The 22139-nt window shown below is 50.5% G+C and carries 12 protein-coding genes and 2 pseudogenes; 3 read left to right on the top strand and 11 right to left on the bottom strand.

From position 1 onward, the window contains the following. The 7 genes and pseudogenes from HNEAP_RS04805 to HNEAP_RS12675 all read right to left on the bottom strand — a co-directional run bounded on the left by HNEAP_RS04805 (position 1) and on the right by HNEAP_RS12675 (position 9277). On the bottom strand, positions 1-369 hold the full coding sequence (locus HNEAP_RS04805; RefSeq protein ID WP_012823831.1) for an acyl carrier protein: 369 nt from the start codon (positions 367-369) through the stop codon (positions 1-3). A gap of 38 nt (positions 370-407) precedes the next feature. After that, positions 408-947 carry an FcoT family thioesterase gene (locus HNEAP_RS04800; protein ID WP_012823830.1) on the bottom strand — a complete coding sequence of 180 codons (540 nt, stop codon included), beginning with the start codon at positions 945-947 and terminating at the stop codon, positions 408-410. Between the two features lies 1 nt (position 948). Continuing rightward, positions 949-1845, bottom strand: coding sequence for a TauD/TfdA dioxygenase family protein (locus HNEAP_RS04795; RefSeq protein ID WP_220083622.1), 897 nt, complete (start codon positions 1843-1845; stop codon positions 949-951). A gap of 1107 nt (positions 1846-2952) precedes the next feature. After that, positions 2953-4077, bottom strand: a pseudogene (locus HNEAP_RS12500) (IS3 family transposase); the annotation flags it as partial. A gap of 201 nt (positions 4078-4278) precedes the next feature. After that, positions 4279-6138 (bottom strand): beta-ketoacyl synthase, encoded by a 1860-nt coding sequence (locus HNEAP_RS04780; protein ID WP_012823828.1) that lies wholly within the window; start codon positions 6136-6138, stop codon positions 4279-4281. A 1653-nt stretch (positions 6139-7791) separates the two neighbouring features. Then, positions 7792-9062 (bottom strand): annotated as a pseudogene (locus HNEAP_RS04775) (IS110 family RNA-guided transposase). Positions 9063-9103: 41 nt separating this feature from the next. Continuing rightward, on the bottom strand, positions 9104-9277 hold the full coding sequence (locus HNEAP_RS12675) for a hypothetical protein (RefSeq protein WP_012823826.1): 174 nt from the start codon (positions 9275-9277) through the stop codon (positions 9104-9106). Between the two features lie 408 nt (positions 9278-9685). Between HNEAP_RS12675 and HNEAP_RS04770 the strand changes: the two genes are divergently transcribed. Both HNEAP_RS04770 and HNEAP_RS04765 read left to right on the top strand, forming a co-directional pair. After that, positions 9686-10486 carry a metallophosphoesterase gene (locus HNEAP_RS04770; RefSeq protein WP_012823825.1) on the top strand — a complete coding sequence of 267 codons (801 nt, stop codon included), beginning with the start codon at positions 9686-9688 and terminating at the stop codon, positions 10484-10486. Then, entirely contained in the window at positions 10476-11168 is a 693-nt protein-coding gene (locus HNEAP_RS04765) for an HAD family hydrolase (protein WP_012823824.1), read from the top strand. The genes HNEAP_RS04770 and HNEAP_RS04765 overlap by 11 nt, the downstream gene beginning before the upstream one ends. 515 nt (positions 11169-11683) lie before the next feature. On the opposite strand, the gene mobF is transcribed toward HNEAP_RS04765, so the two are convergent. The 4 genes from mobF to HNEAP_RS12670 form a co-directional block, all read right to left on the bottom strand. Further along, positions 11684-14515 (bottom strand): MobF family relaxase, encoded by a 2832-nt coding sequence (mobF, locus tag HNEAP_RS04760; RefSeq protein WP_012823821.1) that lies wholly within the window; start codon positions 14513-14515, stop codon positions 11684-11686. A gap of 395 nt (positions 14516-14910) precedes the next feature. Next, the gene (locus tag HNEAP_RS04755) at positions 14911-15159 is read right to left on the bottom strand and encodes a hypothetical protein (RefSeq protein WP_012823820.1); all 249 of its coding nucleotides are present in this window, start codon (positions 15157-15159) and stop codon (positions 14911-14913) included. Positions 15160-15162: 3 nt separating this feature from the next. Then, a complete protein-coding gene (locus HNEAP_RS12205) occupies positions 15163-19368 on the bottom strand; it encodes an RHS repeat-associated core domain-containing protein (protein ID WP_243726310.1) in 4206 nt (1401 codons plus the stop codon). Positions 19369-20756: 1388 nt separating this feature from the next. Further along, complete coding sequence (locus HNEAP_RS12670; RefSeq protein ID WP_155802516.1) at positions 20757-21074, bottom strand: hypothetical protein; 318 nt, start codon at positions 21072-21074, stop codon at positions 20757-20759. A gap of 28 nt (positions 21075-21102) precedes the next feature. On the opposite strand from HNEAP_RS12670, the gene HNEAP_RS04745 reads away from it, so the two are divergent. After that, positions 21103-22131, top strand: a complete 1029-nt coding sequence (locus HNEAP_RS04745) for an IS30 family transposase (protein WP_012823817.1) — start codon at positions 21103-21105, stop codon at positions 22129-22131. Positions 22132-22139 lie beyond the last annotated feature (8 nt).

The raw sequence follows: 22139 nt of genomic DNA, 5'->3' as shown, positions 1-22139 counted from the left end.
TTAAACTCCAAATCCTCTCTTCAGAATTTCACGTACCATCTCATCACTTAGTTCGTAGTGACCATTAGAGGATATAGTGGTGGTTTCAGGTTGTAGTTCGGGTACAACTCTTGCACCGCCTGATCTGATCACTTTGGTCACATAGGCTGACAGTGAGTCGATTGTTGGATAATCAAAAATCACACTGGTCATTAAGGAGATGTCCAATTTTTTTTCAATCCGATCTCTGATTTCAAGTGCACCAACCGAAGTCAACCCCTGCTCAAACAAACTCTGTTTTGTCTTCAAGACATCACAATGCAAGACAAGCCTGGCGATCGAGATTAAGTCATCCTCGATCTGCTTATGAATAACGGACAAATTGTTCACCTTTTTCTCTTAATTAGAATCAAACGGTAATCAGTCACTTATGGATTCAAAATAGCGAGATCAACCTCGCCGACCGCTTCACCTTGCTCATCGTCGAAGAACCTACATCCGGTCTTTATAAATAGGAATGGTTGGCCCTTGTTGTGCAAGCGCATCGTATGAATTGTGAATTCTCCTGAGAAATCGACTGAATTCACAGGCTTTGTGAAACGACTATTAAAACTGGTAATCAGAATGTCCGGCAACTGTCTAGAAAAAAAACCTTCTGTTCCCCATGCACAAAACTGCGGGACGAGCTCGTACTTTGTTGCGTGTGCAATTGCATCGTACATAATTTGGTTGTAGCAGATATTGAATTCAACCGAATTAAAATGCCCAGTGCTTTCAATGTAACAGGATTCAGGAACAGAAAACTTCCCATGAGACACGATTCTACTCTTCGCACCATTATCGTCTAGAAAAATGTTCGCTGATTTCAAATATCGCGTGTTATCAAAATAGACGGATAAAACCCTATCCCGGAGTACAGTATCATTGACAAAAAGCTGGTTGTTATCAACCCGACTAAGTAATTGCATGCTAGACAAGTCCCACCTCCTTCACACTATCAAGTGCGAAGTCAATCTCTGCACTGAACGGCAGTCCATCATAAGCGGTAAGTCTGTAAGTCTTAGTCGGCTCAACCTTATCGTTATGCTTTGCATGATGAACATAACGACGGTTATCCCACAAAAAAATATCACCTTCGTTAATATTTATCTGGCGAATATCCGGGTGAGTAAACGTATCGTCAGACTGCCCTGACTCAACAAGTAAATCTTTCAACACTTCATCTGCATCCAAGTCATCATCCTTTAGGCTTATAGTTTCAGTGAATCCACGACTAACATATAAAATCTTCGCACCCGTTACCGGATGATTAACAACAAGTGGGTGTGTTACCGTTGGGGTCTTTGCATCAATTTCATGTAGAATCTCACTAATGGGTCGATACACATCTGTTGGTCTGATCTTAAAATACCGGCGAACAGAGTGCGTACCAACCCCACCTTCGATTTTCCTTTTCATCTCGGGTGAAAGCCGTTCATAAGCGCTGGCCATATCAATAAAATAAGTTCCTCGCTCTTGAGACGAAACTACTTGTGGATAGGTAATCGTGAATGCAAAGGGTTTTGCCATGAAGGCATAGTCTGCATGCCAGAATTTCCCTGTTCTCGGCACCCCAATCACTTTCCCATCTGTCTGGACATTAGATGAAACGAAGAGTTCCTTGTGATTAGGGTGATGATACATCTCTTCGTAATAAGGACTTAGCTCCCCAATACGTCGACCAAAATCCACAAAATCAGAGGCTGTCGCATTCTGTGCCTTTAAAACAACAATTCCCGAATCAAATACAATTTTCTTTAGGTTATGAATTTCATCATCTGTCATTTCCGTAACCTGGCGACTTATAACAGCTACGTTATTTTTCATTTCGAGACCCTTCATACTACCTCCATAGGATGACTAATCAAATTAGAAGCACCAGCAAGCACCTCAACCAAAGAATCAGAACAAAAATCCCTAATCCCACATTTTTGATGCCAATTGATTTATGACACGGTGTTTGGCTGGATACATTAAACAAAATACCCAACCCGAAAATTAATTTTCCGCCTTACAAAAGCCAAGTAAAATAGGACGAACAAAAATTTAAAAAAACCCCGAAAAAACTGTGATATTTATGCCCCCGATACCAAACTAACAATGACGTTCAGCCTATAATTGATTGTGCCAACATTAGTTTGAACTACAGTCTCACTTTCACAGCCTCACAACCATACATCGATAACTACGCACATATCATTTCCCATTCATAGCTGTCAATAAGACAAATTCCTTACACACGCCTTCTTAGCTTCACAGTCCCGTGTGGTATATTGACAATTTCTTAAATTTTAATTTACCAAAGTTGGCAGCGCACCTGTCACTTCTAACAGTATTGCTGTGATAGTTATTTTGGCGACTTAAATGTCCGTTTAATTTTGCCTTTTTTTGATAAAACTTAGAATTAATTAATTAGTTTTGAGATATTTTCAATAACCTAATACCTCTCCAATTTTATAACCATAACCACAAGGTAGTTATTCTGCGGATCTGATCAAACAAAGCAGATTTAACCAAATCCCCTACCTTCTGCGCATGGAAGGGATAAAACACTCCATACACTTCGCACGAGATAATAGTAATCACCCTTGTAATTAAAGGAACCAAATGGTGATAAGATAACGCGAATGGGATCTACAAGATTTAAGCATTCAGAATGCACGCCGCCGACCAAACCATTGATGAAGATGCTATGTTGCGCCTTGAACGGTAGGGTACTAATTCTTAGTGGAAGAACTATAAAGATGGGAGGAGCAGAAACGAAAATAGCCCGCTACATGGAAACCGCACGCTATAGTACTGAAGGAACATGATTAAACAGAGCTGGCAATATTCGCCAATATCAATAGAGTCCGTTGTGTGACGTGAAAAAGTCGAATCAACTGCTGCATGTGTTTGATGGGTTCTACCCCGTTTACACGGACGGTTGAAAAAGGCTAAAAACTTCTGATCCTGCCTGGCGAGTCTACGTCGCATTCGGGGATTGTGGAACCGCTCGATGTAATCGAATAGATCCGAGCGCGTCATATCCAGCGTTCGATAAATCGTACGATTCACTCGCTCCCGTTTAAGCATCCCGAAAAAGCCTTCGCAGGCGGCGTTATCACCGCAGTGACCAACGGCGCTCATGCTGCAAATCATGGTGTTCATCTCGAGATAGCGCTGGTAGTCATCATTGGTGAACTGGCATCCGCGATCCGAGTGCAGAATGATGGGCTCTGTACCTTGACGTTGCCAGGTCGCCATCTCCACCGCTCAAATGACCATTTGTCGATCCTGGCGATGATGCATGGACCAGCCAATCACCAACTTGCTGTACAGGTCGATAACGACACAGAGGTATAGCTTGCCTTCATGGGGGGCTATTTCCGTGATATCGGTCACCCATTTGGTTTCCGGCTCAAGAGCCGTGAAATCCCGTCGCAAGTGATTGCGCACATGGTAAGGCCGCTGGCTGAACCGTCCCGCCCAGCGCCGCCCCTTGCGTCGTGGCCAACCATAAATCCCATTGGCCGCCATCAGGCGGGCAATCCGGTTTCGACTGGCTGTCTCGCCTTCAGCACTCAGATCCTCGTGCATGCGTGGCACACCGATGATGCCTTTGCTATCCTCATGGATCGCCCGAATCCGCTTGAGCAAACGATCATTATCCAAAGACCGAGGCTTGGCTGGCGCGCCTGCCAGGCATAGTAGCCACTGGCCGAAACGTTCAGGCAACGGCACATAAGACGTACCGAGTACTCGGAGCGGCAACGCTGGATCATCTCGTACCGTTCGATGAGCCCTTCGCGAAGTACGTTGCCGCGTCTCTTAAAAAATCCCGTTCCTTCTTGACCTGAGCCAATTCACGTTTCAAGCGTGCAACTTCCTGATCACGCGGGCTTCCCGAGCCCGTAAAAAACTTGCCTGAGCATCGTCTGTTTCAAGCACCCAGCGGGAAAGCATGTTGGGATTGATGCCGATATCCAGTGCCACCTGGCGACAACTTACACCGGGCTGACGCGTCAACACCACGGCCTCACGTTTGCATTCCGGGCTGAATTTTCTTCTCTGGGTCATAAACACTCCTCGCCACCATTATGAGGCTTCTTTGAAGTGCCCGTGATATCGGGGTAGAACCCGAGGCAACCTTAAGCTTCTAAGTTGCTTTAGTGATCACTAGGTGCAACGCATTGACCTTGCGTTACAGATCTATCTAACACTGCTACTAATGATGGTTTAAAAACTCATACACAGCGATAAACTGCACTGCAGCCCCCGTCAATAATCCAAATCCGAGTACCTCGTTCCCTTATCAAACAAAATTGGTGAATATCCATCAATACTCACCCCATCAGAGCTTAGATGGACACTTTTATCATCTAAAGCATGCGTACCGAATCGATAAATCGTTTTGTCCTGGCCAGCCAGAATGGCTTTCTCATAACAAGCGGCCGACTCCTGCACAGCCTCATTTTGCTTCCAGTACTTCAGTATCGCAGTAGAGCCGTGGCGACGATCCAACAAATTCTGAACAACTCGAGGGGCGATGAGCGCCGCGCTAGCATTATTTCCGCCAAATCCCTTGGCATTTACAATAGCTACATCAATATTCTCTGCACCAACCACTTTGTGCTCTGGGGAGATATCCAAACGATCCCGATGAACATCCTCTGCCGGTCTATCTATTGTTGTAATCCCTGGAATTACACCGTGAGCCCAAACACCCAGACTAGCGATGACTTGATCCCCAGCTGCAGCGGCGAGTGAATGACCAAGATAACTTTTCATAGCCGCAATTGGCCAATTCTCAATTCCAAATGCACGAGCCGTTTCACTAAGAATATGTGATTCAGTCACACGATTTTGTGGCGTACTACTACCATGCGCCTGCACAAAGCTACGATGACGAACAGCCGCATCACCAAGTAATGCCTTAGCAGAGGCGACTGCACGTGCCAATGTAATGTAATTACCAACACCGGGGGATGCGATCGAGCGCTTATATCCATCTGCATGAACGAACACATCACTCACCGCCCCATGAATTGTCGCCCCCATTTCAAGCGCCAGAGTATCGTCAAACAGCACGACAAACTGCGCAGACTCTGCAAGAACAAATCCACAGTTATCCCCGAAAGGTCTACTTGCACGCCGATAGTTCGGTGTGACCAAACCACGTGCATGATCGAGGGCGCATAGTTTTTCGTCGGTAGCAAGCGCACTCATGGCTCCATAGCCTTCAACGACCTCTGGCAGAATTGGTGCTTCACTGCTCCCAACCACAGCCACTCGCACACGACCCACTTGAATGTCATGGACAGCAAGTTGCAGGTTGTAAAGGAAAGAGGCACAGGCCCCCATATTCGAACGGGTGAGACCAATGTTGCCAAGCAAATAGGCATTAATGAAGTCAGCAGGCATTTGAGAAAAACCAAGAGCACATTGCTTGGAACTCGGCGACCGCCCCAACCAACGAGCACTTATCATGCCGCCAGTTCCCCATTTATCGAGTTGCCCCATAGCCGACCCTGCGTAGACACCAACTTCCTCGGACTTGATCTTGCTTCTGATGACGTCCCATTCTATCCCGATTGACTGTAGAGCATCTGATGCGCCAAAAACTGTCATCTGTATACCACGAGGATGGTGATGTGAGGCATATCCCGCTCCCGGATTAAAACCAGTTGGCAATTGCCCAGCCACTTTGACCCTTGATTCATAACCTAATGGAACAGCGACGGCAGCGGAATTGGAAACACTTACCTTGACTTGTACTTCGTTCAGCGGTGTTACCTGCCAGCCATGAGGCATGGTTTTCGGAAGACTGTCTCGTTGACAAACAAACTCCAACGGGACGTCAGGCGACAATTGAACGTGCTGATATGAGAACATGTTGTCTGGATCGAAATGATTAGACTCAATTTTACGTACCAATGTACCCGCTTCAATAAGGCGAAACAGTTCCCTTCTATCTGTGGTCAAATCAAGGTTCATCAGTCTTGCCAACGATTGAACAGTACGTTCAGTCACTTCGGCTGGCATAGCCTCAGCAACAATACGCCCATAACCATGGTGAAAACTACTCCGACCGGCGGCGTTCACACCTCCAAAACCGACAATAACAGGGAATCTAACCATTGTTTCTCATCTATGTACGTTGAAAGGACCAGGACAGCAACAACGCGTGTCATGGTTGTTGTAGCAGGCGTAGTGCACGGTACCCGCTTACTCCAGCCGGCGAAGCTTTCGCCGTCAATCACTCACCCCCCCCTTCTTCAAGACAATAGTGTCGACTGGTAACCAGTTAAACTCATTTGCAAGACTCTAAGCCTGGGGGCGGGCTCCGGCGAGTTAGTACAACCATGATGGGCTGTCGAGGACTGCCAGGGCGTGGAGGCATGGGACTACTCGGCGTACAATAGCGAATCCCGCATTGTCGATGTACCTTCTTTTGCACCAGTGGGAAACAGCATGCCCATTGATGGGCTCCTCCTGACTCAGCAGGCTACGCGCAGGTTACTCAGGGCGGCACGCGAAGGCAGACACTACTTAAGCATTGACTCGGCCGACACAGCTGATCGCCACCGCTCGCCCCATATCGTGTCGGCTCGTCTCTTACTACCCCGTAGACTTTAGGGCTAAAGAGCCAACAATATTCTTACGACGAGAGTATTTCGAAGACCAAAAACACTAGAACTCTATCATGAAAATTTATTTTCCTGCACCTGAAGGAATAGCCAGTACACAACAGGCCAATAATTGTAGTAGACACACAGGACAGTCAAACATCACTCACAACCTAACCGGCGCAATCAGTCTTAATTATTTCCATAAAAACAATTAATCACATAACATTTATCGCCCACCCCCCATCCCCAGCATCTCAAATATAGCCAAAACACAAAATGGTTACAAAAAAATCACCGTGATACAACCAATATAATAATAAATTATCCTAGTGATCACAATATAAAATACACTCCCCACCAATAAACAACCTGATCAATCGTCGAGTCGCAATTGAAGAAAAGTCGCCACAACCAGAAAACTCGGTTTAAAATACCTCCATGAACATGAACAAAAGTAAAAATGAGATTGAACCACAACAAAAATAACCCTGACGATAAATCACATAAAATCAATAATACAAAAATGTCGGCACAAATCACAAAAGATAAAAACTCTCTTTAACCGCGGCCAACTTACCACACTCGCCCCAACCATGACTAAATCAAATATAAAGCAATATTATATAATTACAGGAAATGAACGAAAATATAATTAAATTGCACCGAGCGATACTTCATACCCCCTCACAAACTATGGTCACAGCACTTTCATTTAAATCGCACGAAAATTCCAACATATATACTGAAGTCAGAACTTCACGAAAAAACTTTTGCTCCATTTTTAGGCCCTTTTCGTTTTTGTTTTTTATTCGGCAGAAGAAATTTGAGACATATCAACATAAAGCAACAATAAAGCGCACCAAGAGCAAATCATGCCGCGCCTGTTCCTGTGAACAGGCCATCCAATGCAATTTTCTAGTTTAATCAAATATATTTGCCCTTTTGGTGGATATGCTTTACTAGATTCAACACTCTTTCAAAACTGTCTGAATAGCCACCAATCCACTAGACACATTCCTACCCAATCATAGGCCGGAAGTGCTTACAGAACCCAGGGCAGTCCAACAATCTGACCAATACGTCAACGGGATCGGAGGTGTTCGTCAGCGACGTATGTAGACAATTGTCTGCTTTGTGCCCTGAGATGGTCGTCAAGTGTTTTTTATGCTGTTTGGGCGGCCTCCGTGAGGACCGGCAGCGACAGCAATGTCGAGCCACGGCGTTTAAGTGCAGTCAGATATTTCGACTCATCATACGGTGTACGCGTCAGCCAGCAGCGGTACAGGATGCGGGCCCACTTGAACGCCAGAGCGCGTAACGCGGCCTGATGGGCTGCGCCTTTGGCGCGCTGCTGACGATAGTAGGCATTGGCCCAGTAGGAGCGGGGAATAGTCAATGCGGCCCACTCAACAAAGGTCTGGCGCATAAATGTCGGGCATTGCATTCGCCAGTGCACCCAATGTTGCTTGCCGCTGCGCTCTGTGACCGGAGCGATGCCGGCATACATCTGGATTTCGGCGGCGCTTGAATAGCGGTCGCGCTGTTCACCAAAGGCAACCAGCAAGCGCGGAGCCAGTGTCGGTCCGGCGCCAGGCAATGACCTGAACAGGTCATAATCAGGAAGCGTTGGAGCCAGCGCGTCGATTTCAGCATCGAAGCGGGCAATGGACTTGAGTGTTATCCGCAACTGTTCCACCAGACTTTCAACCAGCAGTTGTTTGGGCCTGATGATGGCGGGATCCTCGGTCAACGGCACCGCATTCTTGATGCTGGCAAGCCGTTCCTCGACCAGCTTGTGGTGATGGCAGTTGTGCTCCCGGAAGAAGGCTTCCAGGGTTTTGCGGCGGGCTTGCCGCAACTGCTTCAAGGTAGGCCAACGGGCCATGAACTCACAGAACAATGTGGTGTTCTTATTCTCGAACCACTCGTGAGCCAGGGGATAGTATTGCTTGAGGTTGCTGATCAGGCGATTGGTGAGGCGCCGCTGTTCGTCTACGATCTGGCGGCGCTCCTCCAGAAGCAGCGTCAGCGTGCGAATGCCGGAGCTTTGCGGGCGAAGTGGCTTCAACTTATCCCGGTGATTCATGAGAATCTCCAGGGCGATCTGTGCATCCGTTGGGTCTGACTTGGCACGGCTGGGCTTGAAAGGCTTGCCGGTATTTAGCGAGTGTGGCCGGATTGATCGGGAACAGGACCAGGAAATCATACTTTTTGCAGTGCATAGACCAGTGCGCCACGGGATGTCTCGATGCAGATAGCCACGGGTCGGCCGTGGAATCTGTGCCGCAGGGTAACCACCCAGTCATCAATGTCAGCCGGGCGATGCGGCAGGACAGCAAACTCTCGCTGGACGCCGTCCGCAGCCTGCAGACAAATGTCATGCTTGGTATCTGCCCAGTCGATACCGATAAAGGCGGCAAATTCGCCCGTCAGATTGAAGTGTGAGTTGAGATTTCATGATGACCTCCGGACTGCTAGACTGAAGGCACGGGATGTGCGTGCTTGGGCGCTGCGAAGGCAATATAGAGAGCCGGTGTGACGGCAAGCCCTGAGTATTCGTTGTCGCACTCAAGCGCACCTGCAGATTCGAAACCAAAGCGGTGATCATCGGGTGATTTGGCCGAGAAATTCGTAATCCGCAGGCGCATATCCCACTTCCACCGACAGCTACCTGCCGGCTGTGATCAGTATCACAGAAAGCGAGATGGACTAACTATATTGGTCGAGAAGCAGGCATGCAGAACTGTAACCTTGCTTGTCAGGAGTTCGACCAAAGTGGATTAAGAAAGGCCTAGTGGTGTCTAATTTCCGTGGGAGTCCAGCCTATCAAGCTTCCGGAATGTCAAATAGACAAAAAAGCGTTCGCGTAGCGCCCTCATCTGTCATACAAAACGTTCCCCAAGTACCTCTGTTTTTCACCGTGACAGATGGCATATTATCAAGGGCAAGTTGACCGTACCCTAGAAGAGAGCAACGAAATACGTAGCCAAGTCAGCCTATGCATCAATAAGCTGTTTATACTGAAATTTGTTTATCTAAGGACATGAGTGAAACCCATGCGCCTCCATATCCTTTCAGACTTGCACCTTGAAATCTGCCCAGATATTGATGGTCTCTCGCTCGATACTCAATCCGATGTCGTCGTTCTGGCTGGCGACATTCACAGAGGCGTACGAGGAGTGCATTGGGCCACCAAGCATTTCAGGGATAAGCCCGTGGTCTATGTGCCTGGAAATCATGAATTCTACGGTCAACGGAGCATTGCACACACCATCAAGGCTCTACGTGAGGCCGCGAAGACGACAAATGTCCATGTTCTAGATGATGATGAACTGATCATTGATGGTGTGCGCTTTCTTGGGTCAACCCTATGGACCGACTTCAACTTGTTTGGCGGAAGCGCGCGCGCGATTACAGCTCGTCGGGAAGCAGCACTGTTCCTAAATGACTTCAAAGCCATCGGACAGTTCAAACTGCGAGAATGGGATGAACGTCACGCACGCAGCCGAATGTTCCTGCATGAACGTTTGTCCACGAAACATGACGGCCCTACGGTGGTCGTCACTCACCATGCCCCGCATGTGGGAAGTGTTCACCAATCCTACGCTGATGACCCATTGACGCCAGCTTTTGTCAGTCAACTGCCTGAACTCGTTAGCAAAACAAATCTGTGGATTCATGGCCACGTACACAATACTTTCATCTATGAGCCAGCCGAATGCCCGGATATACAGGTGGTGTGCAACCCGAGGGGCTACGCTCCAAGAGACAAGCCTAGGCAGAATGAGAATCCAGTGTTCTCACCGAATCTGGTACTAGCAGTTCGCAGGACAACTGAGAGTTATCATGAACAATAGCGAATTAAGCCCGATGATCATGCAACAACTTGCGAAGTTGGAAGAAAGGCACATTGACCTTGATGCGCAAGGTAACAAAATCATTGCTATCGATGTCGACGGCGTGCTGTTGGATTACTCGCTCGCCTACCGCCATGCTTGGGCGCAAGCCTTTGGCGATCTGCCCGATGAGCGCGACCCCAACGCCTATTGGCCACTGGATCGCTGGGCCGTGCACAGATTGGAAGGTGAAAGAAAGCGCCAATTTCGCAGCAAGTTCGACGAGACATTCTGGTCTACCATCCCGCCTCTACCTGGCGCATTGGAGGCCTGCACGCGGCTGAATCATGCTGGATATACACTGGTCTTTGTCACTGCAATGAAACCCGGCTTCGAAAAAGCCAGGCTAAAAAATATCCAAAACCTCAGTATTACCTTCTCTGATCTGATTGTCACCTCCATGTCCGAGGAGATAGGTAATCCCAAGGCTAATATTCTCAATAAACTCAAACCACTCGCGTTCGTTGATGATTACGCCCCATACCTACGCGGACTTGAGCCCGGCATACACAAGGCACTTATCCATCGGCACCCGAATGGTTCGCCGAATGTTGGCGAGGATCTAGCTCTTGCCGACTCAAGTCATAAGGATCTGGACGACTTTGCCAGATGGTGGGAAGAGTGCGAAGGAGCTCGAAAATGACGACACTAACCTACAAGGCTGGCGCACACTGATATTCCCGGCAGAGGTCCCATAATAGGTGTTGACTTCACCCTGTAGAACCGTTGCCGTAGTACCTTTATTTGTTCTAGTGAGGGCTTGGAAATTAACATTTCACCCAAAGACATAACCCCCAATTTATTGATGAGCTATCTCAGCGGGGTGTTAACGACCAACGAGCTGAGAACCATGAGTCGAAATGAACTGGAGACTTTAGACAACTTACTGCGTCAGTGGCAGAAAATAACCGAAGGCCTAGTAAAGGATGATAACCCGTTCATCGACGTGAAGATCAAACGCTCAGCACAGAGCCAGCGGTAGTGGTCCTGCCCTTTCTGATCCGAAAATATCACCTGTGATTTCAGCCATTTTCAGGAAATGATCAGCATGAAGAATGAGGCGCCCAACCACTTCAGATAATGCTTCTTCTCCAATGTCCTCTGATAGCATTTCCTCTGACTCCAATTTATGGGAATCCTTCAGTTTTTCCGCCCCACTTAATAGCTTCTGGGTTGTCTGCTGTGTAACGTATATTGATCGAACATTGACCGCTCCATCTCTATTTCAAGTTCCGGAGTGATGTTGGTGGGTTCCTGTCGCTCCAGTTCTTGCTGGAGTTCTCTTCTCAACTCTTCCCTGATTTCATCAAGGTGGGGATACTTTTCCTCACTCGACTTGAGTGCTTCCGCCGCAGTCTGACGATCCGCGTAGCGGACCCAGTTCTTTGAAAGCCGCTCGGTATTATCCGTGATGATTTCAAGCTTGTAACGCTCACGCGTGCAAGCGACATAGGCGGCTTCAGCCGTGGTTGTTCTGGATGCCTCACCTGCGACGATGACGCTGTCCACAGTCTGGCCCTGGCTACGGTGGATGGTTATGCAATAGGCGTGGTCGATGTGCAGTTTCCGCTGGATATCGATCTCAACTTTTGCCCCATTGCTGTTGATGATCGCCTTGCCATCCTTGATTTCTTCGATCAGGCCAATCTGGTTGTTTTTGGTTTCTGTGGCCTGGTCGTTGTTCGTGAAGATGATTTTGTCGCCTGCGGCAATATCTATCTGTCGAGGGTTGAATACCTGTGTCTTTTTCACATCGAACCTAGATGCATCGATGGATTTAAGCGTGCCGTCCGATAGTTTGACCTGAATCAAATTCTGATCCAGATTCACGGCAACGACCTCACTCTGTTCTGCTTGCTTGCCTGCCGTCTTGATGACCTGTCCTGGTTTGTAATTTCCAGCCTTGCGCATCTTCGCACGGGTCATGTCCGCTTTGTCCAAGGTGGACACCGTAAATGACTCACCATTGATTTCGCCCTTGTCGATAAGTCCCTTGCGCACCTGTTCGTTTACCTGTTTGCGCACGGCATTTGTCCCACTCAGAACAAGCGTTGTTGCTCGTTCCTCCTGCGAGAGTTCCAGATACCGTTTAGCGGTCGCTGAGGCTATGGCAAGTCGTCGGGCCTCCGTCTTCGCCTGTCTGGTGATTTTGTGCTCTGGCTTGTCAGGCAGAGTAACGGGCACTTCCGTGACATATTTGGTGGCCAGTGCGACCGCCTCCTCAGCCTTACCCTTTGCAAAGTGTTGCGCGATGTCGAGTAGCTTCTGATCCTTCTGACGGTTGATCTCAGTGATTTCCGCGTATTGGATTGCCCCTGACCGCATGAGCTGGGCAAACGGACTCCCAGCCTCAACGGCAGCGAGCTGTTTTGGATCGCCAACGAATATTAGTCGGTCTTCTTTTCCCAGCTTCTTCAACAATGCTTCACCATCACGGGCCGAAACCATCCCTGCTTCGTCAAGGATCAGCAATCGAGGGCCAGCGGCTTCGCCTTTGAGATTGAACGTGGCCAATGTCATTGTGTCATCGGCACCGGCTGATTTAAGTTCATCTGCTGCTGCGCTGGATGGCGCAATGCCTACGACAGTCAGCCCTTGGGATTTGGCCAGATCAGCAACAGTTTTCATGGCGGTGGTTTTACCTGCCCCGGCGGCACCGACGATACCTGATACCTGATCGGTCGTAGTGGCGGTCAGATTGATCGCTCTTCTTTGGCCTTCACTGAATCTGAATCCTTGTGCTTGTTCAGCATCTTCAATCAGATGCTTCGTATCCCCGACGCCGATCAGTACTGAATTCACTCCCCTGCCCTGCTGCGCAAGTAACAGGATTTGCTGTTCCCGTTTCAGGGTCTCGCGTGTGATGATTTTCCGTTTGATCCCATCCTCGATTTCAAAAACGTCCCCGGTTACAGCAGCACCCTGTATGGCCTTATCCACTGTACTCAACGTCGCCCCCTCACTCATGTGATTGATGAGCGCATCCAGCCGCACGGCGTCCTTGTTGATGACACTGGCACGTTCGCTGAGGTGTTCAAAGGTGTGATCCAGATCAATCTCCGGTGGAGTCACTGAAACACGGGGTCCGACGGGTTGACTGAGATCAAGTTCGGCTTCGGCTGCGCGCTGTTGCCATTCCTCATACTGATCCTCGGCTGATAGCTGAGCTTTTCCCTGTCGTGTAGCCAATGTGACGGCTGTTTTCAGTTCGCTGCTGGCATGCTCACGGTCGGTGCCCTGTTGCTCCAGAGCCTGATCTACCTGCACTCGCCTTCTGCTGAATGTTTCCACCTGCTCATCGCTGATCTGCGCCAACTCGAAACCTTCCTCGGATTTACGCAGTTCATAGCCCATCTCCTTGAGCCGTCTGGCTAACTCGGCGCGGTACATGGCGCCAGCCAGTTTGATCCCGTCCTGTCCCCAGGCAAAGTCAATGCTTCTTGGTTTTCCAGTTTCTGGATCGATCGTTATGTTGGAAACAATGCAATGAGTGTGTAGCTGAGGATCGGCAATATCATCCACGGTTCGTGCATCTTCATGTCGGTAGGCGGCGTAAACCAGTTTTCCGGAGCACACCACATTACGCCCGGCATGTCCAAACCGAGCAGTAGCGTACTCCTGTTCAATCATGCTCATGGCTGTTCGCACAGCCGCATCATGGGCTTGAATAATACGTTCATCACCACCCACTAGTGCTGCCAATGAAACTGATTTAGGTGCGCTGAATGACATGTCAATGCCAAGGCGACGGTCGGGGTCTTCCTTCGCAAAACGTGTACCGTCAGATAATTCCCCAGACAATAGTTTTTTCAGATCGGCGGCTTGAACACTACCTGATAGTCCCAGATCAGCAGCCAAGGCCCCGCCCCATGCGGATGGCGCACCTTTGGCATCGTAATAACCTGATTTTTGATCAGGGTGATTTTTCTTGTTCTCGGCGTAATCAATGATGGCTGACGGATCGCCCTTAAGATTCTTGATGCGCAACATAAAAAAGCTCCTGTGTGATGTCTCACACAAGAGCTGTCATGCTGTCTCAGGTCGTACCCCGTAATCTCAGTCACTCAATGAATGTGTACTGAATTGCCAATGTAGAACCTGGCAGTTCTACTCTAAGGCCGGTTACCCATTACTTATTTCCGGGGGGGCACAGAGCTGTATCGATCCAGAGTGGTCGTGCTGACCGACATCACGGCCTTCCCGGGTCCGCTCTGGCTGATCAGGTACCCGCTTGGGTCGTAGGTGAAGTCGGTGGTGCCTGCCTCGGTGATCTTCTGCCGACGCAGGCCCTGGTAGTCGTAGCGGTAGTGGGCGATGGTCCGTCCACCGCGGGTAACAGCGACCAGTCGGCCGGCAGGCGTCGAGTAATTTTACTCTGATCCCAATTACTCCTCCCGTCTTCTGAGATCCCACAAGCGACATTTGGCCCGTTGAAGCGCATCAGCAAAACCTTCCAGTTCAAATATCCATGCACCACCTGAAGGATTGGGCTGCAATTCAATCTCAGCATTATCAAGGCCATTTTCCTGAGAGATCAAGGCGAGATATGCACCCTCGTAGTACACCTCCGCCGTTAGATCCTCATGATCTGGATCATCACCCACACTGATGTGGAACGAGTCTTGATTACTCATCTATCACTCCCGAAAACCTTGCATTGAACCATCCCGGTTATAGCGAACAACCCGACCATCTTGAGAGATCACATCAACACCGCCACGAGAGTTTTGAACCACATTAGTCCCTGGTGAGTTCAAAATATCATCAACGAGGCCTTGTGCTCTCGAATTTGCCTCGGAGGGATTATTCACGTTCACATCCTCTTGCCCCCACTTGGACCCCGGCCTGCTTCCGTGTTTCTGCAAAGAGCGCCCCGCTTTTGAAAAGCCATTTCTATCTGAAGCACTGGCAGCACGTGATAAATCGTCTAACGACGGCAGCTTCGAAGAAGCGGCAGCTTCACACTCACCTCCAATCGCGCTGGCCTCTTCCGCGTGAGCGAGTATTGCAGCGAACTCATCGGCAGCAGGCCCCATCCCGGCAGCAAGCAGAGCCATAATGATCGCAGCTGCTCTGTTAGGGTCGTAATAGCCTGGTTCATAAACCGAGCTATTGCCATATGAGTCATACGCACCTCTGACATCGCCCGAGTTATAACCAGGCGGTATCGGGCTGACCTGCGCACTGCCAAACAACCCCCATGGATCAATAAGAGCCAAGGGGTTAGCTGAAACATACCCAAAGGTATTCACTCCACCACTCAACCCAATCGGATCACTGGTGGCATACCGCCCAGTACTCGGGTCATAGTATCGATTCCAGTTGTAGAATAACCCAGTCTCGGTGTCGTAATACTGCCCCGGATACCGCAGGTTCATCTCGATACTGGCACTGCTCGCATTGACCTGCCGATCCCCAAACGCATCCCTGTTCCATCGCCAGACAGTCTGTTGATTGGCATTGGTCGCCAATCTCGGTGTGCCCATGGCGTCGGTATGGAGGTAGTAGATCGCGTCGTTGGCCTGATTGCTGCCGTTTACATCAATCTGGGCAATGGGGCTGGTATCGCTCCAGACGTAGTCTCGGCCACCACTTGCCGTATTCTGCTCACTTAACAGGTGGCCGCTGGGGCCGTAGGTGAACTCGGTGGTGCCTGCTGCGATGATCTTCTCCCGCCGTAAGCCGCGATAGTCATAGCGGTAGCTGGCCACGGTAACGCCACTCAACAGTACTTCACTCAGGCGACCGGCGGCATCGTAGAGGTACTGATAGGTACCGTCGTTTGTGGTATTGCCTGCCGCATCCAAGGTGATTTTCTGACTGCCGTGTTGGTTGAGACGGTTGCTCTGCAGGTCGTAACTGTAGTCGACGGTGTTGCCACCACTGTCCAGGCTGGTCAGACGGTTGCCGTTGTTGTCGTAGCTGAAGGCGTTGTGGTAGTTGCCCGTGCCCCAGGATTCGTCAATCAGGCGGTCAAGCGGGTCGTACTGGTAGGCGGCAGCGCCATCGGGACCGCTCTGACCGGTCATATTGCCATTGGCGTCGTAGCTGTAGCCATAGTTGAGATTGACGTTGCTGCCGCCCAGTGTCCAGCTGGAAAGCCTGCCCTGAGCGGTGTATTGGCGTTGATCGGCCAAGCCATTACCAAAAGTCTCTCCGGTCAAACTACCGTCGGCATGGTATTGGCGGGCACTGACCAGGGTTTGGCTGTTGCCGGCTGCAGTAGTGGTGATCCCCTGGACTCGTCCAATGGCATCGCGTGTGTAACCGACTTCTCGGCCATCGGGATAGATGATCATCGCAATGCGATTACCGTTGTCGTACCGGTAGCTGATGGTGGAGGTGGTTGTGCCTGCACTGTGGATTTGGTTGAGGATATTGCCAAAGGCATCGTAGGCGTAGATTGTGGTGCCGGACTGATCCTGAGCTGTGCAGAGGTGGCCGATGCCGTTGCTGCAGTTCTGCCCATGATCGTAGGTCAGCGTGATGTCGGCATCGCTAGCTTGGCTCATCCCACTGAAGTGAGTGGCCGTCAACCGGTTGAGGGCATCGTAGCTGTAGTTGGCGATGACGCCACGGGCATCGGTTTTCTGGATCAGGTTGCCGGCGGCATCGTAGGCGTAGGTGGTGGTGCCTCGATCTGGCGAGACTTCCTGCAACAGGTCGCCGAAGTCGTCATTCTGGTAGCCGGTGGTGGCACCGTTGGGGGTAATGACTTGATTGATTTCAGCGTTGACGTCATAGCCGTAACTGGTGGTACCGCCGATGGCGTTGACGGTCTGGATCAGCCGGTTGAGCGGATCGTAGCTGTGGGTGGTCGGTGCGTTGTTGTTGGGATCAGTCTGCTGGACCAGATTACCCAAGGCATCGGTGACCTGTTGGGTGATCGAACCGCTGTCGTTACTGCTGGCCAGGTGGTTACGCAGGTCGTAGACGCTCTTGATCTGTCGCACCAGCGAACTGTCGGGATCGTAAATGCTGGTCTGACTGCGGTTACCGCGGCTGTCATAAGCGTAGCTGACCTTGTCGCCGAGGTTGTCGGTGATGGCGGTCAGTTCCTGGGCATCGTCGTAGCTGTAGGTCAGTGTGCGACCGTCCGGCAACGAAGTGCTGGCCAGTTTGCTGGACGGGGTGTAGGCAAAGGTAGTGACCCGTGCGCTACTGCCGCTGGCCTGCTGGGTGATCCGGCTCAGGCGGCCACGAGGATCATAGGCGTAGCTCGTCACGAGGCCATTGGGATCGGTTTTCTGTAGCAGACGACCATCTGCGTCGTAAGCGTTAAAGGTTGTTATGTGGCCTAGGGCGTCTGTCAGAGATAGCAACTGACCACAAGCGCCACCTGTGGTGCAGTTGTTGTAACTCATCGTGGTGACGTCAGAAACGTCGGTACGCGGGCCATCGATTCGGGTCACCTGACCGGCGCTGTTGTAACCCAAGCTCAGGCTGCGACTGATGGCGCTGCAGGCGGGCGTGTAGCCGTTCTCGGTGATCTGGATCGGGTTGTGGTGGGCATCGTAGGTGATGACGGTCTGTTGGCTGGAACCGGCGCAGACGCTGGGTCGGTCGATCTCGGCCGGCAGAGCCAAGCCATCCGTGCCGTACTGATAGCTGACAGTACGGGCCTGCGACGTACCGGCAGCCTGAGTTTCTGAGGCCAGGCGGTTTTGACTGTCATAGGTGTATTGCGTGGTCTGGCCATCTGCATTGGTGCGGGAGATCACATTGTTGCGGGCATCGAACTGCTGAGTCAGGCCCTTGCCGTCGCCTTGAACGATATTGGACAGCAGGTTCTTGACGCCCAGTTGGGCCTGGAAGGTCAACACATCCTGACGACCGGCCGCATTGGTAACAGTGGTCTGGGTGTCGGAGTCGTAGCTCAGATCGAAGCGCTGCTGCCCGCCCGACAATTCATTGGTGGTGACCTTTCCGTAGCTGTCGTAGACGAAGTTGTCGAACGGCGTGACATTGCCGTTGGCATCAACGAAGGCAACGCCGGTCAGGGCATGCGAGAAACTGCTGTCGCCATAGCTATATTGTTTGGCAGTACCGTCAGGGTAGTTGACCTGAGCCAAGTTGCCAGCGGTGTCATAGCTGTAGCTGGTGACCTGTCCGACTGGATCGGTCAGGCTGACGAGGCGCCCATAGCTATTGTAGGTAAAAGTAAGCGTATGTCCGAACGGACCGGTGACGGCGGCAATGTGGTTGGCGCTGTCGTAAGTGTAGGTCGTGGTGCGGCCAGCCCGGTCGGTTTCACTGAGTAGATGGCCGTGCAAATCATAGCGATCGCTGCTGCCGTCCTGACGTTGCAGGGTGTAACCGGTGGCGTCCTGGGTCAATTGCAGCTTGGAATCAGCATCGCCCTGCCAGACACCATTGGTCAGCGTAAACGGGAGGCCCTTGCCGTCGGCCTGATAGACCGTCAGCGAACTGCCATTGATGGCCTGATAGGCCGTCAGCAAACTGCCGCTGATGGCCAGATGTCCGCCGATATTGGACACCCAACCGTAACCGAGACCATGGTCTTGAATATCTAGGCTGTTATAGGCTCGGCTGAAGGACAAAGTGTCCGAGGCGCCTTGATAGTCGGTATCATATTGGAATTCATTACCTGTGCCAGCGTCACAAGGATCACCAGTACAGCTTCCAGGCGCAGGTGTACCCAATCGTTTGGGAGGTTGTGGCTTTGCGCATGAGTCGATACTTGATTTGGGGCCGTCATTATTGCATCCCCAGTACTTGAAAACTGATTGCGGATTATTCACGACTGTTCCGATGGGGACACCGTATCCGTCGATAGTTACAGTTTTATGGAACGTGACAACGGCCTGTACAGGGGAGGCCATTGTGATCGTATATGGATACGCCATACCTGATCTTGGATCCCAATTTTCGTCTAAATGCTCTTCTATATCAGCACAACCAGAAGGGCTAGCAGCAAAAGCCGGGATAGTAGTGGATGGGTAGTCCATACCATTACAATACCAACCGGCAAAGCTTGGTGACGAGCATGCCAGAAGAAATAGAAATAATATCCCTCTCATTTCAGCACCTCGCCACATTGTTCATATCCAGGCGAGAGAGCGCACGGATGAGGGGCTCTGAGGATAAGACGCGTCAAAGCATCTGAAACTGAAGTTTCAAGACAATCATCGAAACATGAAGATATAAGTCGATTAGTGTCGATCAGATACCGAAGAGCGAAACTCCATTTCATCGAGCGTTCCCTGCCTGATTTTTAAGTAAAAGTTAAAATATTTAGCAATACTAACATTTGGTAACGAAGGGTTCCATACCCGTATTTGTTGATTTACTTTTCTCCTCAGTAGCAACATATAAGCAAATGAATCGCCTCTAGTATGAAGTCCACGGTATCAACGGAAACCATAGGTTCCAGGAGCCTTTGTTTTGCCCGGCTTGAGCAAACTCAAACCAAATAGGGTCACCCCCGATAGGCGGCTTACCAAAACCCATCCAGCCAGTGTTCGTTGTTTGTGCATAAGACCAGAACGAGGCAAGATTCAGGCATTGAGTGGGCGTGCCATCGCAGCCCGACCCCCAAGCCTCAAGAAAGACCACGCCGTACATAATTGCGTTTGAAGGATCAGTGAAGTCATATACGCCGCTCAGACCTGAGCAGTAAAGAGCCAAATGCACAGTTTTCATTGGAGGCGGTGGTACTGCCTGACAAGCCAGCCCCACTCATGACGAACCATTCCACGTGGGCGCACTTGTTTGGGTCTGATTTACTCCACAAGACGGTGGCGGGATTGCGGCTGAAGAAATCGCAGTGATGCAGGTAGAGTCCTGTTGGCCAGGTATGGCGCAGTTACCTGCAAGTACGGGAACAAAAGGTAACGCCAGCCCCAAAGCCAAGGTGGCGTATGCAATGATTTTTTTCATGAAAAACACTCTCCGACAGTTATTGAGGAAGCCCCTCAATAACTAGCTGTCAGGGTGTCTCCTGATTTCTGAAAAAGTCGTCCGTTTCTCCAGTCGGAGGGGGGAACCCCTCTGGGGTTCCTCCCTTTCTCGCCTTCGGCTCGCCTCCACCCCCCCCTCCACAGCATCAATCCACCAAGCGCCATTCGCCTCCGGCGCGCGTAGACAGTGGAGAAATATCAGGCTGGTGTTTTTAGTTTCCGATGAGAGAGGGATTTGCGAGAGAGTGAATACTAAGTTTAGAAAATACTTTTCAAGGGGATATCAGGAAATAAACAAGGTCTGAATTGCGTTATTGTTGGGGTAATAATGCACCGACTGATACGCAAAATTCTTTAATTTTGTTATATATGCCATCAAAACAGCAATGTTCTACTGAAATGACAGGTTGCTCGCCTTTGAATGCGTAAGATAATGCTCTACTAGGATCATTTTCATTTGAAGCAGCGATAATAGAATGAAATCTGGCTTTATCAACTTTCTCAGGAGACCAATCAAGAGCATTAATATCGCCACAGGAAAGAAACTGGTTGACGCAATCATTAATATTTGGACTCTTGTCAATTAGCGCGGTAATACAAAGGGCGGCGGCAGAAACTGAGTGCAACACCAGATTTTATCGGTACGGTGTTGCCCCTATGTTTTATTCCGAACTCAGCGTTGAAGAGCGCGCCACCATTCAAATCGGTCATGCTCAGGGGCTCAGCCAGCGCAAGATTGCCCGTCTGATCAACCGATCCCCTTCGACCATCAGCCGAGAGCTGCGCCGCAATCGAGATGACTGTAGAGACTACTCGGCTCGCGCAGCCCAGCAACAGATGCAGGCTCGCCGCCAGGTTTGCCGACCGAAGCACAAGCTGTTGCCGGGAAGTGAGCGCTTCGAGTTGGTGGTCCATTTGCTGCGCGAGCGTTTGTCTCCAGAGCAGATTGCCGGCAAGCTACGCCGTATGAACATACCCAGCCTCACAGATGCCTACGTTTGTCGCGAGACGATTTACAACGCGATCTATGCCTTGCCGGTCGGCGAGCTACGCAAGGAGTTGATCATCTGTCTTCGTCAGGGCAAGACAGCACGTAGACCACGCGCTGGTGGTGTGGATCGGCGTGGTCAGATCCCGGAGATGGTGAGCATTCATGTTCGTCCTCCCGAGATCGAAGACCGCCTGATGCCGGGGCATTGGGAAGGCGATTTGATCAAGGGCAAGGCTAACGCATCGTCTGTGGGCACGCTGGTCGAGCGCAGCAGTGGCTACCTGATGCTGGTGAAGATGAATGACGCGACAGCGACCTCGGCGATGGAAGGCTTCAGCGCGGCACTCAATCGTATGCCGCAGGCGGTGCGCAAGAGCATGACCTACGACCAAGGCCGGGAAATGGCACGGCACGCTGAGATCACACAGCGAACCGGGGTGGCTATCTACTTCTGCGATCCGCATAGCCCCTGGCAACGTGGCAGCAACGAAAATATCAACGGGTTGATCCGCCAGTACCTACCCAAGGGCACGGACTTGTCTGCGCACAGTCAGGAGGACCTGGATGCCATTGCGTTGCAACTGAACTTGCGTCCGCGAAAGCGATTCGACTTCAAATGTCCTATCGAAGTGATGAGCGAAGTGATGGAGAAAGCCATAGCTATGCGCCATGATGCGCCTGCTTCAATTCAATAACCGTGTTG

Source organism: Halothiobacillus neapolitanus c2 (assembly GCF_000024765.1).
Taxonomy (GTDB): domain Bacteria; phylum Pseudomonadota; class Gammaproteobacteria; order Halothiobacillales; family Halothiobacillaceae; genus Halothiobacillus; species Halothiobacillus neapolitanus.
This window is presented reverse-complemented; position numbering and strand designations above follow the sequence as displayed.